The sequence below is a fragment of the Mycoplasma sp. 1578d genome (assembly GCF_024582695.1).
Taxonomy (GTDB): Bacteria; Bacillota_I; Bacilli_A; order Mycoplasmatales; family Metamycoplasmataceae; genus Mycoplasmopsis.
The window spans coordinates 316,413-333,543 of record NZ_CP102081.1 but is presented as its reverse complement, the minus strand read 5'-3'; the positions used below and the strand labels follow the sequence as shown (position 1 = coordinate 333,543).

2 protein-coding genes are annotated in these 17,131 nt (G+C 27.5%); both read right to left on the bottom strand.

Features of this window, described 5'->3' with window-relative positions:
- Positions 1-5 precede the first annotated feature (5 nt).
- Positions 6-8,486, bottom strand: a complete 8,481-nt coding sequence (locus NPA11_RS01500; protein ID WP_257043882.1) for a hypothetical protein — start codon at positions 8,484-8,486, stop codon at positions 6-8.
- A gap of 195 nt (positions 8,487-8,681) precedes the next feature.
- Positions 8,682-17,114 (bottom strand): hypothetical protein, encoded by an 8,433-nt coding sequence (locus NPA11_RS01495; RefSeq protein WP_257043881.1) that lies wholly within the window; start codon positions 17,112-17,114, stop codon positions 8,682-8,684.
- Between the last annotated feature and the right edge of the window lie 17 nt (positions 17,115-17,131).

Below are 17,131 nucleotides of genomic sequence, written 5' to 3'. Positions count from 1 at the left end.
CTTAATTAGTGAAGCTTGATTTTAACTTCAAATTTTCCGTTTGGTCCAATAGCATTATAAAATTCATCTGTTCCGATTCCGCCTAGACCTGAATCTTTATCATTTACTTCAACATATGGATCAGCATTTCATAGACGTGAACTTCTTAAATCTTTAAAGCTTAAATCTTCTAAATCTCTAACTTTAATTTTACTCATTACATAGTTTATAAATCCTTCAGAGGTAACTGTCGGAGCATTTCCGCTACGACCATTATTGGTACGTTGCACAAAGAATACTCGTTTAAGTACATTTTCACTTCCTAAACTAATGTTTTGAGAATTTGAAGTGGGATTTTTATCAAAACGCATTAAAATTTGTCAAGTTAAAACCATGATTGAAAATGGGTCACCATTTCTTGAATGTGTATTGAAAACTGGGACACCAATAACAATTGGTAAGAATAAGAGATTTTTACCAGCATCTTTTTGGGGATTATAAACATATTGGTGAGTTTGTGCTCACTTGTAATTTGTTTGATCGGCACTCGAAATTAATTCACTAATATAATCGGGGCTGTTTTGATATTGAATTCCAGTATCTGAGACAAAATTTGGGTTTAGTGTTTTTCAAAAAATTTGAAAGTTTCTATCATTAAAATTTTGTATATAACCTCTAAATTGATTCTTCATATTAAGTTTAATTCTAAAACTTGGACTTGAATTTGTTAATTGATTTGGATCACCAGTTAATTTTTCGTCAATTTTTTTTGTTCAATCTTCTGAATAAAATGTAGTGTTATCACCAATAGCTTTAACAAGTGAGTATTTGTTAAATGCACTTAATATACGAGATGGTGCTTCTAAATTATTTCATCCAGCTTCTTCAGCTGTGAAGAGTGTTTGATCTAAAGCACTAGCATTTCGAATATTTTCTTTATTAAGAGTAAGAAAATCAATTGTATTAAACTCAATACCCACATTATCAAATTTAACTCCAAAAGTATCAACATTACTAAAGGCACTAGTAGTATCAGTGACATTATTTGGTTTGCGGAATTTAAAGTAAAGGTTAACAAATCCTTTTTTCTTTTTTGGATCAGGAGTTAAACGTGATGTGACATATTGAGCATTATTTTGGTTTGTTGGTTTAATTAAATATACATCAACATTATCTCTATTAAAGTAATCTTTATCATTTCCTTTTAAAATGTTAAATTGATTAAATAAATTGCCGAGTAATCCATTACCATTTGCATCGATTTGACCATTAAGTTTTTTACCTTTGTATGCAGTTCCATCAATAGTAAGATTTTCCTCATTAAGGGTATTGCCAGTAATAATGTCTCTAAATTTTTCTAGTGTTGTTGAAGCTTTGGCAACAATGTTGGCATAATTAAAGGTTCCATCAACAGTTTCAGTAAGAAAATCAAAGAATAAATCTGTGTTTTTTGGATCAGTAGTTCAATCAAAGAGTTTTAAAGCTAAGTCAAATCCTTTAGTAATTGCTCCAAAAATATCTATATCACTTGCTGTAGTTTTTTGGAGATTGTTTAAAGCGGTTTCACTTTGTTTAGAAGGATCAGAGATTTTTCTATATTCATTTTTAACAACAGTAAATTTATCTTGATTAGCTGCAATATTTGGACTTGCTTGGGTTTGTGAAGCAATATATTTTAAAAAGTTAGCAAGATTTGCTCTACCATCAAAATTAGTAGCTCCATCAATAAATTTAGCAAGCACTTTTTGAAGTGTGTCTTGGTCGCTAGCTCCGGTTCCGAACACTAATTCAAGCAATTTGTCTTTGGCTTTTGCTAGAGCGGTAACAATTGTTTGATAATTATTAAAGTATGTAGTTCTTGCAGCTGAAATATTTGCTGGAGTTCCATTACTAAATGAATCATTGCTTTCATTTACTTCAGCTCTAATTGTGGTTTGAACATTATTGGTTGCATTACCCATTTCATTAATAAATGCATTAATTCTATTACTTAAAATATTTGTCTCTGAATGGGTAGTTTTAAGTGATTTACGAACATTCTCAATATTAGCACTATCCATTAACTCTTCTTTGATTTTATTTAAATTGGTAAATTTAATTAAAATTGAAGGAATTGATTTAATTGAAATAAGATTTGAGTAGTAATTAAAGATTTCATCAGCCACAGTAGATATTTGTTCAATTGCAGTATTTTGGGTTTGAGTTTTAATTCAATTTTTAATATCAGCATTGTTTTGGTTTAACCGATCAACATTATTCTTAGCATCAGTATGCAAGGCATCACTAGTCGGAGGATTGTTAATTGTATTATTATAATTATCTAACTCTCCTTGATTAATTCCAGTCACTTCGAGAATAAAGTTTTTATTAGCACCATTAGTTTGATTATTATTTAATAAATTATAAAATTGATCAAACTTTTCTTTATATGATTTGTAGCGATTAGCTTCTCATTTGAATAAATCAACTCTTTGGTCTTGATATTTATCTTGTGCATTAGTTAAATTAGTGTTAAATTGTTCTAATTTAACAGCAGTTGAAATATCAATGGTTTCAAGCGGATCCAATGCTATTGTTTTATAATCTTGCATTTTTGGAGAAGTGTTCGATCCAGCAAAATGGTTAGTGATAAATTTATCCAATGATAAGTGTAAAGCATAAGCTTTTTTAGCTTTTTCACGTTCGGCATTTAAGATTTTATCAAGTGCTCCATTGTTTGAATTATAAATTTCGTGAGCTAATCTTATTTTTTCTGGTTCGTCATGTTGGTTTTTTTCTAAGGCATTAGTGGCTTCGGTGATCTTAGCTTCAAGTTCGTTGTATAAATTTTTAATCTCTGGAGTTTCATAATCCTGATTTTGTGCAATTTTTGCTTTATAACTAGTCAAATATTCTTGACCTTTTTGAATGCTAGATTGAAGAATTTTTGAATCAACAAAAGCAATACTATACGAAGTATTCGATGAACCAGTAATATATTTTTCAAGTAATTTATCGTAATTTTCTTTGGTTTCTAAATTTGGATCATTAGCTAAATCAGTAAATGGTTGATTAATGATATTGGAAAGTGGAGTTTTGGCATTAGTACTTAAAAACTCTCCATTAGTTGAAATGGTATTAAAATTATTTAATTCTTGATGCTTTTGAGCTGTAGCTTGAGCTAATTTTAATCTAGCAGTGTATGCTTCGAGTAAGAAAATAGCTCGATCAAGTTCCTGGTCGTTTTTAGAAGTGTAATAATATCCTTCGGATCTAGTAATTTCATCATCTAATTTAGTAATTGAATTAGTAACATTAGTATCGCTAGAAATTGGTGTGCCTGCTGCATTAATTGTATTTTTAGCTTGAGTACCTAAATCAACTAAATCAGCAATTTTTTTGTATTTATCAAAGAAAACATCAAATTCCACAGCTTGTAAAGTTGAACTATCAATTGTGGCTTTATCAGTTGCGTTTTGAATCGCTTGAGCTTGTTTGTGGAAGAAATCATCGGCTTTTTCTTTGAGTTTTGTATATTTGCTTTGAACATTATTACCATTTTTTAATTGCGCAACTTCTTTAGTTTTAATTCCATTCTGAGCTACAACTTGTCCATCTTTGTAAAGGAAATCAAGGGCGTTTTTACGTGCTAGGTATAAATCATAAGCTTGTTGGAATTCATTGACTAAATTAGGATTTAATTCTGTTTCAATTTGAGTATCAGTTTTACTATTATCAGGGATGCTTTTTAAAATAGCATCAGCAAGTTTTTTAGCATCAGTATCAAATCCATAATTTGCTGGTGCAGTACCAGTTTTATAAGTGTAATTATTATAATCAGTATCACTAAGCACTTGGGCTTGAATGGTTAATTTATCACCTTGAACTTGAATTAATTTTTGCAAGGTTGATAAATTATGTTCAACAGTATAGATTAATGATTGAGTGATTGAAGATGTATTTAATTGTTGAGTTAAATGATCATAGTAGCCTTGCATTTTTGTTAAACCAGCTTGAGCAGTACCTTGTGCTCCAGTACCTTCAGCATATTGAATAGTAAGATTATTTTTTTCAGTTTGCACTTGAGTGTAAACTTGATTAAATTTACTAAATAGAGCAATCTTTTCTTCAAGTTGGTTATCTTTGTTAATCATTTCTAATGCATCAAGCATTAAATAATCATTTTGATAATTGGTGTAAATATTTTGAATTGATGTAATAATTGATTTTTTTCCTATTTCATTTTTTGGGACACTGTTATTATTTTGAATTAAGGTTTTAGCATTTTGAGTTTTGATTGCGAGTTGTTTAAGATTTTCTTCTTTGAATTGAATTTTACTTAATTCATCATCAATGGTAATGAGTTGATCTTTTTGTTGTACACCATTAGTTTGTGTTAAGAGATCTTGAAGTTTATTATCAATTTGAGTTTTTAATTGGGGGTCAATATTAGTAATTGCATCAATTTTATCATCAACATTCTTTTTATAATCTTTAATCTTAGTGATTTGTGAAGCTTTGGCATCTTCAATTGAAACGTTATCAAGATAAAAGTTTCTAAATTCGTTTCTTAAAGTAAGAATGTTTTGAGGAGTTTTGTTATAAAAATCAGTTGTACTTAAGTTTTGGTAAGTATTTTTATCATTTAACTTAGTGAATAAAGTATTGTTTGGGCGTTGGGTAGTTAAAACTTGGACATTCTTTTTAGTTGTGTCTGATTTAGAAGTATTATCTAAATAATCAAAAATGGTTTTAAATTGAGCTATAAGCGAATTTAAAGCTGAGATTTTTTGGTAATCTCGTTTAATTTTAACTAGATCTGAAGCATCATTGTAGGTGTTAACAGTATCCTTAAGAGCATTTTTTCAATTTGTAATAATGGTTTTTCAATCATTGCTATAAGGAGTGGTAATATCACTTGAATAAGTAGCGAATGGATCTAATTTAGTATTAATTTGATCAGCAGTATGAATAAATGAATCTTTGGCATACGCAAGAGGAAGTTCTTGCAATTTATCAAGTAGGGTTTGAGTGAGTGTAGTTTTCTTACCACTTTGATCAGTAGCATTAACCAAGGTTCCAAAATCAGTAAATACTTTAGTAGTATGGGTAATAGTAGTAATTCCATCAGCCATTTTAAGTTTATTATAGTCATTTTGTAAAGTGGTTTTTTGTAAAATTGCTTTATCTCAAGCTGCTTGAATTGCATCGCGAATGGATTTTTCACGATTAGTGTAAGAATCAATTTCATCACGCAAGGTGGTTAAGTTAACTATACTTGCATAAAATTGTTCTACTTGTTTTTTATAATCAGCCACTTTAGCATCAAATACACTAACTGCATCATCAAAAATAGCGTGGTTACGCTGTGCTTGTGTGTAAACAGCTTCTAAAAGCTTGATATTATTTTCAGCTTGTACTCTTATATTAGCTTTATCAAGTTCAGAAGTTAAAATCCGAGTTTTAAAATCTATTGTCGAAGGGGTATCACCAAAAACAATTAAACTATTTGCTGGTTCATTCGGAGTTCCACTACTTGGTTTATTGATAATTGATTTTTTTAACGCTTCATAAGCAATTGGATTTGTTTGGTCATTAAGGTCTTTTAACTTATCTGCACTAGCCTTGAGAGCTAAAGCTAGCCTTGAATAGTGTTTGATCGAACTTTCAAGTCCATCGATTTGAGCTTGAGTTTTGTCTTGAGTATTAAGTAATTGATTAACTTGAGTATTAATACTTTCAATTGAATTATTAATGTCACTGTAAGGGCTTGTATTAAGTAAATTAGTATCAGTAATCTTGTTTGCCTGAATAGTGGCATTAGTTTTTTGTAATAAGGCGATTGAAATAGCTAGCTCAAGTTCAGAGTTTTGAGTAGTTAAACGTTGAACAAAGGTGGCAATTTTGCCTTTATCAAAATCTGGGTTAAATAAATCAACTAAATAAGTATCCACTTCATTAGTTAAATTGGTTGCATTAGTAAATTGAGTAGTTGGTTTGAATGAGCCATAATTATTATTTTGAGTATTGTTAACTAAGCTTTTTAGATCATTGTTTTTGACTTCTAAATCTTTGGCTGATTGAACAACTTCCATTAACTTGAGCACTTGCTCATTAAGGACATCACGTTGTCCAGGGGTTAGAGTAGTTGAAGCTAGTTGCTTTTGGTACTCACTAAGCTTATCAAGCAATTTCTTTTGCATTGTAGTTGGTGCACCGCCAAGTGAATATGGAGCAAAAGCATCGTTAATTTGTTTAAAATAATCTTTTAATGCTTGGCCACCTTGATATTCGGCCTGTTTATCTTTATAATCCTTGATTGCTTGAGTCATTTGATCTTTAAGATCGTCTAAATCATTTGCACTTGAGCCATTATTTAAGGCTTCAAGAATTTTGTTTTTGATTTTATTAATCGCAAGAGTTTCTTTTTCTAAATAAACTTGTTCGGCCTTTCTACCATTCGATGAAGCAATCGTTTCTTCTCCAAGAGCTACTTGAGCTTCAAGTTCTTTGAATTTTTGAGCATTTTCTCCAAGTTGAATCAGTTGTTTTTGAATTTGAACAAATCTTTCTTCTTTTTGAGCTTGAGTTAGACCTGGATTTTGAGCAATAATTTTAGCTTGTTTAGCAAGTTCTTGAGCTTGTTCAAGTAATTTAGCTCCAAAAGGCGAATTAATTTTACCATCAGTAGCACCAAAAACACCAAACAGATCATCTTTGGTACGTGAATATTGAAGTAAAGTTTTTTGTAACCCTTCGCTAATGTGAGATTTTGCAATTTCTTCGCGATATTGACGAATTAGAATTTGTAATTCTTCACGAATAGCAGTTGAATCTTGTGGAATGAGTTTAATTGCTTGAGAGTTTAAGAACTTGAGTTTATCTTTAATTTTTCCATCAATGTCATTGGTAGTGTCGTCAAGAATTAAAACAGCCGAATCGTATCAATTCTTAAGTTCTTTCCGGTTGGTCTCTCTAAGTAAGTTACTTTGTACCCTTAAAGTATCGTTAAGATCTTTGATTGAAGGGTTTGAGTTAAGAATGTTTTGTACGGTCAATAACATTTGACTTAATGCGTTTTTATCAACATCAAATCCCTTATCAATTGATTCAAGGATTTGATCATTAAGTTTTTTTAGTGAGTTTTTAAAGACTGAGCCTAAAAGGACATTGTCGTAAATGTTATTGTGTAATTGATTTAATTTTGTTAAATAATCATTAATATTTTCAAAATTGGATTTAACAATAGTATCAAGTTGCTTATCAAAAGCTTGGACATCAGCTTGGGCTAGATTTTTTTCATTTAAATATTTATTAGTTTCAATGTTAATAGTGTCAATTAATTTTTCAATGTTTTTAACTGTACTTGATAAATCATTAACTTGAGCAATACTATTTAAAAGATCAACTTGAGTATCGGTTGGATTCGCAGAAATCTTTTCAATATGCATTTGAACTAGATCATGCACAGCTGGAATAAACTGGGTTGATTTAAGATTTGCTAAATTTTGTGAAAGTGTTTGACGTAATTTATCAATATCAGGCGATTCTTGAATTAAAGTGGATAATTGATTATTAACTAAATCATTTAAAAAAACAATTTCTTCAGATTTAGTAAGAGCTAAGCTTGGTGAATCACTTAGAGCAATATTTTTAAAATTATCAATTCGCTCTAGAAAATTCGCTCTTAGAGAATCGTCAATTTTTAAATCATTAACTTCACTTCGAACTCTGATTACATTTTCTAAAAAGTTATTGAGTGATTTATTTTCTTTTTCTTTGTTTTGTGAGAGTTTATCAACCATTTCATCAAAAACTTTTTCATATGTCACCACTGCATCACGTGAGTATTGTGGTTGGTGAAGTAAGTTTAAAATTTGCTCAATAGTTGAAAGAAGCGCACTTTTTTCTTGTGCACTAAACTGAGTTGAGCTGTTTTTGATTAATTGTTCATGATTAGTTCAAATTTTAGTTTCTAGTTCAAACGAAAAGTCATTTTGCTGAGCAATCAATGGATCAATCATTTCATAAAAAGCATTTAAAGCTTGTTTTTTATTTGTCGGTGATGAAAGTTCTTGAATTACTTTATCTTTTGAGTTATTTACTATACTTTGGTAATCAACATCTTTGACTAATGAATAATATTGTTCAACTAAATTTTTAGCTTCTTGCTCATCATTGACTACACTTAAAAGTGCTTTAGGAGTTTCTTGTTTAAGTTTGTTTCTTTGTTGAAGCATTAAAGCAATTGAAGATTTTTCATTAGCTAAAAGTTGATTGGCGTAATCAATTTCATTCTTTAAATTTTTAATCTGTTCATTTTGAACTTGCTCAGGTGAAAGAGCTTTTAATGCATTAGTAGTTTTGGTAACTTGATTTTTAAGCTCTGTAAAAAAATATGTCTGAGTTGGTTTGACTTTATACTGATTATGTAAAGATAATAACACACCAGCCGAAACTAAAGCAGCTCCACCTGTAATTCCAACGCTAATGGCTAGAGAAGCGAGTGCTTTTTTGGATTTTTTCATAATACACCTCAAAGTTTTTTCAAAATTTTATCATTTTAAATTAAAAATTTATTATCTTACTATTATATAAGATATCTATATTATAAACAATCTAAAAAGGCGATTTTGGAATTTGTGAAAACTTTTCCAGAAATTAAAATGCACTTATAAACTAAATAAGTGCATTTAGATATTATCTGTTTTTAAATCAAATAATTAACGAATCTTGAATCAGAATTTATTAATTGAAGCCGAATAAAGCGCTTGACGTGCTGATGATTTGATCAATTGATTGCTTGTGTTATTAAAATCACTAGTAGGTACATCTCTTAACTTAGCACTTTCAGGTTTATCCTTATTGGTTCGATATACAGTGTTTTGACCACCAGTAATTGGATAAATTGGAATACCACCTAGTGATTGATGTTGACTAACCACTAATCAATTTGCATCATTTTTATCATTCATAAAAATCGAATTATTGAATGAGGCAAAAATTGAAAATGTTTTTGCTAATTCCTCAGGTTCTATTCTATAATGAGATGTGTCAGTATTTAATTTTGTTTCTAATTCTGATAAAAATTTTTTATCAGTCTCATTTAATGAATTGCACTGTTTATATTTTTTAATACTATCTAAAAGTTTATCTTTATCAATTAAGAATAGTATGTTTTCAGTTCACGAATTGTAAAAATATACTTTTCGTTTAACTGGATCATAATCAATATTAAAAGTATATAAATTAAAATTAACACCTGTAGGAAGTTTGTCTTGAGGAGTTGTTCAGTAACTTGTATTTTCTTTACCATAAATATTATTAGTAGGATTCTCTCCATGACCACTTAAAAATAAATCAATCGATTCTGGTTTACTAGTATCCCCTCAAGTTCCATATCCTGGAAAACCTGTAACATATCCTCCGTTAATTTGGAGAAAGGCAAAGCCTTTTTCATTATCAAGTGGCATGATATTTAATATTTCGTAATCTTTAGTTGATGTTAAAGAAACATTGTAATTAACAGGTATTGATAATTGATTTTCAAAATCAAAGCCATAATTAGTTATTGTTTTTGAATTGTCTTTATCTAAATATGCACTTTTTCTTTGGTTTGAATCACTATTTTCTTTATTATTTCTTACATTATTCGATGACACTTGATTTTCACTTATGCCACTAGAATTAAAAATAGCGTTTTTCATTTTGTTATAAACTTTTTTAATAACTTTTTTAATAACTTTTTCTTTGGTGGTTGTTGCATTAGAGCTTTCCTCTTCTGCAACTTGTTCAATATTTCAACCAGCTTCATCAACATCAATCACTTCATATTTTGCTTCAGTTCCAACTTTGAACTTATCATTGATAAATATGCTTGATGTTCCACTTGGGATTTCGATTTTATCAAGAGTTTTAAAGGTGATAACCACTTCTTTTTCTACTTGAGCTACACCAATATCAGTGTTATTTGATTCGTATGAATAAACCACTTTTGCTTTTAATGATTGGCGATCCACTTCTTCTTTTGTTGGAGAAACTAAATTAAATCAGCCACTTTCATCGTATTTTTTAATATAAACTTTAAGTTTTAATGGTGAGAAAACTGATTTTATTTCACTATCATCTTTAATGTCTTTATTCGTGAACGCAAATTGTTCGAACATTTCTAAAAATTTATCATTGCTACCAATTTCCACTAATTTAGTAGTGTTTGCGTTTGAATCATTAGTTACAATGCTATCAAATGTAGTTTTAAATTTCTTTCTAGTGTATTCCTTATTGGTAATAATTACCTTATATTTTTTATCAAAGTTTTTATCTAAATTTTCTTCTATTGGTTTAAAATCGTTATTTTTTTTAGGATCTGTTTCAAGTTGATTGAATAAAAATTTATTATTATCTGAATTTTTAATCCAATCAGCATATTCATTTATTTTTCCAATTAAATTTGATAAATCATCGGTTAATTTACTAGTTTGATTTAAACTTTTAAAATCAAAATTATTTTCAGTATTTACTGTATTAGAAAGAGTTGTAATTGATTGTTTGAATTTATTGAAATTCTCTTTAATATCTTTTGTGTTATCTGATTCTGTTTCGTACTTAATTGTATGATATAAATCAGCAAAGATTGGCTCAAGTGGGTTTTTCTCCAAAGTTTTGTTAATTGTATTTTTAATAGCCTTTTGTAAATCTAAAAAACTATGATTTAATTTATCGACTAAAATGGCAAAATTAGATAATGAAGTTGAATCGTTTTTATTTGATAATGATTTGTAAACATCATTAACACTTTCATACTCGCTCTTAAAGTTATCATATTGATTTTCTAAATCTTCAACTTGATTTTGTTTATATAAGTTTTGAGTTTTATTTTGAATATTTTTCTTATGTTCATCTAATTTTTTAATTAATTTGACATAAAATCCGTTTGAATCTTCAAATTTTTGTTTAAATTTATCTTTAATTTTTTTAACAAAAGTATCAATAATATTTTTAAAATTTCCCTTGATTATTTCTATTAATGCATCTAGTTTAATCGAATAATTCGAAACATTGCTAAAATCTATTCTTAAAACATTATCAATTTGATCTTTAACTACTAAAAGATCTTTATAATCTTCTGGGTCAAAATCTGAACCAGATCTTACTCTTGTTTTGTTTGGAGCAAAATCATTAACAAAATCCAAAATGTCTAATTGAATATTTTTAACCACATTTCTAGCTCTGTTATACAAATCAAAGATTTGTGATTGAGCAACATCCATTGCTTTTGCTAAATAATCATTAATTTCTGAATATGATAGATTTTTTGCTTTTGATGTTGCATCTTGTAAATCATTAATTCCTTTTTGAAGAAAATCGAAAATATAAGTAATTGATGAATTGGAATCAATTTTTTTAATATTGGAATCAATGTAACTTTTTAGCTCATTATTTGAACTTAAAAGTTGATTTATCTGTTCTCGTTTAACACTAATCAATTGACTAATATTGTTGGTGATAGTGTTTAATAAATGAATTTTAGTTTCTTCATTATTGTTTTTATTAGCTAAAGTTTCAAGCACACCATTTGATCCATGAATTAATGAATGAATTTGATTGAATTTAGTTTTTACAGCTGCATTATCAATTCGAGAATCCTGCAAGGAAATATAAGTTAGTGCTTTATTGTATTCTCTTTTTAATTTAATTGCATTTTCTAAAACATATTCAATAAGTGAATTTTTAACATTAACTCGTTCTCCCACTTTTACATTAGTAACTTTTCTAAAGTATTTGCTAAATAATTGCTCTAAATTTGCGTCTTGTTTGTTGTATTCAGTCACAAATTCATTTAATTTAGATTTAATCACATCCTTTTCGCTTTCAGTTAAAACATCATCATTTTCACATTGAATTTTAACTTTTTGATATTGATTTAATAAACTAAGTTTAAAGTTTATTTTTTCAACTTGCTGAATAACAGCATAAATTGATGTTTCGCCTTCTGAACTCATTTTATCAGTATTATTGTAATATTCTTTTGCTTTACTTATTAACTCATTTGCTTGAACAATAGCATCATTAACTAGTGAATCTTTGCTAATGATAGAATCGCTTAAATTTTTTAGTTCATATACTTTTTTAGATAAATCTTGTAAAGATTTAAGATTCTTTTGGATAATATTAACTTGATTACGAATACTATTTAACTGACCAGAATCATCAGGAGCAATAGTCAAACTATTTTCAATATTGTTTTGATGTTGTAATTGATCCAAAAAGTTAATTAGACTATGTTTTAAATCATTATGAACTAAAGGAGCAAAAGAAAAAGCTTTAAGTGAATTAATTTTAACATTGGTTTCGTTACGATATTTATTACGTGATGCTATAAGGGTTTTTTGAGTATGAATTTGATGAATAATTTGTTCACTGATATTTTTATATTCATTCACGCTTTTTGAATTATTAGATGATAAATCCAATAATGAATTCGCCAATTTGTCTTTAAATGAAAAATTCTGAATTGGGCTTGAATTTGGAATACTATCTCAAACAATTTCAATCAGATCATTAATATCATTACTTGAACTTGCAAAGCTATTAATCGCTAAACTATTTGTATAAATTAAAACATCTTGATCTGCTTTAATAATATTTTTGAATGAATTTGCTTTGGAAGTTAAATCATTGATTATATCCTCTGATTCTGAATTTATAGCCAATTGTTCAAAACTAGTTAAGTAATCATTAATTTGCTTTAATTTATCTGAACCATTTTGACCACTTATGTTTCTTAAATTAAAGTTTGATTTGTTGATAATTTTATGAATTTGATCAAGTTTTGTAGCTAAAGATTCTGAAGCAATTAGTATTTTAGTATTAATATCAATTTGATCGCTTAAATTTGTGTAGTATTCATTGTTATTTTTATCTATAGTGGATTTGTTAAAGTAACTATCTTTGGCTTGGGTTAATAATTTTTGAATTTTTGAAGAAAGTGTTTTAATTAAATTTGAATCACTATTACTTAAATTACCAAGTGTACTTTGAACAATTCCCAAATTTGTTGCTAATTGAGCAATTTGGGGAATTTGATTTCTAATTTGATTAACTTGAGTAAAAATCTTTTTAATATTTTCATTTGCAAAATCAGAATTTAATGAATTTTTAACACTAGAGACATAATTATTTAACTTATTAATAACATTTGAATCAAAATCTGATCCCAATTCATTATTTAGGATTTTAACAATTCCATAGGTCCCTTTAGTTAAATCATTATTTTCTAAAATTGCAATAATATTTTCTTTAATTTCTTCACTTGAGGCTTTGTCTAGATATGTTTTAACTAATTCTGAGTATTTAACATTAATTTGTTCAAAACTACTATCATCCACAATTGAAGCTTGAATTGCTGCATTAAGTTCTTGCGTTGAATTATTTTTTTCAGGATAATTGACAATTCTTTTTTGTAAATTAACTAGATTTAAAAGTTGATTGATATTTTGGTTTAGTTCTTTAACTTCTTGCAATAAAAAATTGCTTGATTGAATTTTGTTTTTTATTCAAGAAACAAGACTATTTTGATCATTTTTAATTTTGTTTAATAAATTCGAATCTTTTGATTTTAGTGAATTTAAAATATCGCTAAAATCTTGAAGTTTATTCAAGGTTAAGTCTTTTAAATAACCAATTTCTAATTTACTTAAATAAGCTTTAATATCATTGGTATCGACATTATTTCTTTTTTCAAGACTTTTATCGCTTAGATATTCATTTTTAATTGCATTATAATAAGTGTTAAATTGATAAGTTTCATTACTTTTAATTAATTTGAGCACATTATTGTCTAAAAAAATTTGCTTAGCATCAACATTATTTATGGCTTGGTTAAATAAAGTTAAAAGATCTTCTTTTTTGGTTTGATAAAGTTGAATTTGACTTTGTAACTGATCTTTTTGAGCTTGAATTTGCTCAATAGTTAGATCTTGATTATTAATAATGGAATTATTTTGATTTAAAACAGCATCAATATCATTTTGAAGTGTTTGATAAATTTTTCAGTTCTTATTTTGTTCTAAAATACCCTTTAATTGTTGATAAACATCTAATAACGATTTTTTGGCTTTAATAATATAAAATTCTTTTCTTAAAAGATTAGTTTTAGAAATAATTTCTTCTTTTGTGTCTTGAATTGATAAATTATTACTTTGCAATAATTGCTCAATATAATCAGATAAATCTTTATTTTGTTCTGAATTATATAAATTGTAAAAGTCTAATAACTCTAAAGAAATATCAGCTAAATTTTTGAATAATTCCATTTTTGCTGATAATTCAGGCGATTTTTGATATGCAATAAAATCATGAATTTCATTTAAGCTCTCTTTATAAAAATCATTTGCTCTTCCGTCTTGAGTTGGTAAATTATTTTTAAGAGCTTGATCAATTATATTAATTGTGTCTTCAACATAATTACTTAAAATTTCTTTTTCAAGCTTAAGTAATTGGCTCTGTGAATTTTGAAGTTCTTGTTTATTAACAAGGATATACGATAAATTCAACATATTAATAAGATCGTCAGCATTTTGAACTGCTTCCCTTGCTCTTGAAATTGCTTGATTTGTTTTATCACCGATATATGGTGCTGAAACTTTTTCAGAAATTGTATTTAATAGTTTAGTTTTGCTTTCTTCAAGCTCTTTTAAACTTGGAATGAGTTGAATTAATTGATTAATTCTAAGGGTTGAACTACGAATTTTGTTTGCATTTGATATATCTAGCGAATCTTTAATTAATTGTTCATGTTGTTTAATTAATGCTTTTGCTCCTAAATTTGAAAGATCACTCGGATAATTGAGATCAATTGTAGTTTTTAATTGATTGATTTTTTGATCAAAAAGAATTTTAATATCTACTTGGCTTAATTCTTTTAAAGCACTTTCTAATTGTTTTTCAATGCTCGAAATATGACTTAAAGTTACATTCGGATTGCTAAATAAAGCATCTATTTGCAAATTAATTGAAATAACTGCATCAATGTAAGGTTGAATTAAAACCGAAATTGGATCAGCTTGTTTTTGGTCAATGACTTTTTGAGCCTCTTGTTCAAGCACTGATAATTTACGAAAATCATTCCCAGTAATAGTTAAATTTTTAAGCTTTTCGGCAATATTTTCAATTTTAATCTGTAATTCAACATCTCCACTTTCTTGATCAACTTGTGGACGAAGAGCACCAAGTTGATTTTTCAGTTCATTATACAATTCAATCCGTTTTTGTTCATTTAATGTTGGAACATAATCAGGTTGATCGTTTGAAAACACTTCTTTTAAATGATCGTTTGTAAAACTAGAAAATATTTTAGTTTGATTATGTTTATTATCATTTATTAAATTTTGAAGTTTATTATTGTAAAGTTTAATTTTTTCAATTAACTTTGTTGATGAAATTGGATTAAAATCTTGCTTTATTTGATTTGAAATCTTTTTAAGTTCTTGAGCTTTTTTAGCAATTTTTGTATTGTCTGGCTCATTTAGATCATTAATTGATTTAATTTCTTGTTCGGCTAAAAGAATTAAGTTTTTAAGATTGCTTTTTAAAATGGTTCTAAGCTCTTCATGAAGCTGATTTTTAATTGAACTTAAATAAACTGAATTATTTGCATTTAAATAAGTTTGGATCACTTGATTATTCAATTCATTAAGCTTACTTTTAATATCTGAATTAGTAAATTTCAAGATTTTAACTTCTGATATTTGTGATTGGAGCATTTTGAATTCTTGATCTAAATCACCTAATTTTTCCAATTCTTTGGTTTGAGAATTATAAAATGCAAATAATTGCTCTGATAAATCTTTAGTGCTTAATCCTTTATTAACAAGAGTATTTATTTGAGAGTTAATTAAATTTAGCTTGCTCTTGTTAATAATATTATTTTGAAATGCTAAGTTACTTTTTTGTTTTAAATCATTAAGTAATTGATCACAAAATTTAAGGGCATAAAACTCACTAAAAAGATCGCTTTTAGTTGAAATGAGCATCTTTTTGTTGTTAATTAAGCCGGTTTGAATAATTAATTTGTTAATTGTTTGTTTATTAAAATCAAGTAAAGAATTGAATTTTTCGACATATCCAGCAAGCTCAGAAATAACTTGTTTTAGTTCATCGACTGACTTTTGAGTATCTGAAATTTGTTGATAAAAAGTTACCACATCATTACGAATTTGATTAATATCAGCTTTAGTGAAAGCTAAATCTAAATTAGTTTTAGCTGAATTAATAAATTTTGCAACATTATCCTTTTCTTTTTGAGTATAAGCAGTATTATTTACATAAGGTTCAATTGAACTTAAATATTGATTAATTTCATTAATCTCAGTTTGCGATTCGGCGATCATTTTTTCAATTTTAGCAACTTGATTATTGGTATCTTGGGCCGCGATTTCAACTTGATTTAAGTTGACATTGGTGCTAATAATACTTGAGTATAGTGGGGTCAAAGATGCATGGGCATCTTTTTTTAATCCATTAAAGGGTAATGTATCTAACTTATTTGCTGTTTGTTCAAGTTGTTTAATAAAAGGATTGAAAATATCATTTTGGGAGCTAACTAATTGATTAATTTGGTTTGAAAGGTTTTTTAAACATTCTTGTTTTTGCTCTTTATTGTTAGTATGCAAGAGAGCAAAAAACTTAGCACTATGATCATAATGTTGCGAAAGTTGTTGCTTTAAGTCAAGTTCTCTAATCCGATTTGCTTGATTGGCAATAACTTTATTCCAAAATTCTAAAGACCCTTGATCTGGAATTTGAATCTCATGCATATGATCAATGTAAAAATTAAAAACTTGTTCTTGTGCTTTATCAAGCAAAAGTAATTTTTCACTTAAGTCCTTATCATTGGAATTTCATTCTTGTTTACCTTGTTCATAGATATTAGAAACTTGATCTTTTTTAGTTTGTGAAACTTGAATATACGGAGCATAAATTTTAAACAAGTTTTCGCTTTCAAGAAAATTCCCATAAACGTTTGCTTGATTAATCTGTTCATTTGAATGAATTGTAAATAATGTTGCACCAAGGCCAGTAGCTAATGTAGAACTTGCTAAAAATGTGGGAATAAGAATAGATTTTTTGAATTTGCTATTTTTCATTTTAACCATACTTCTCCTTAAACTTA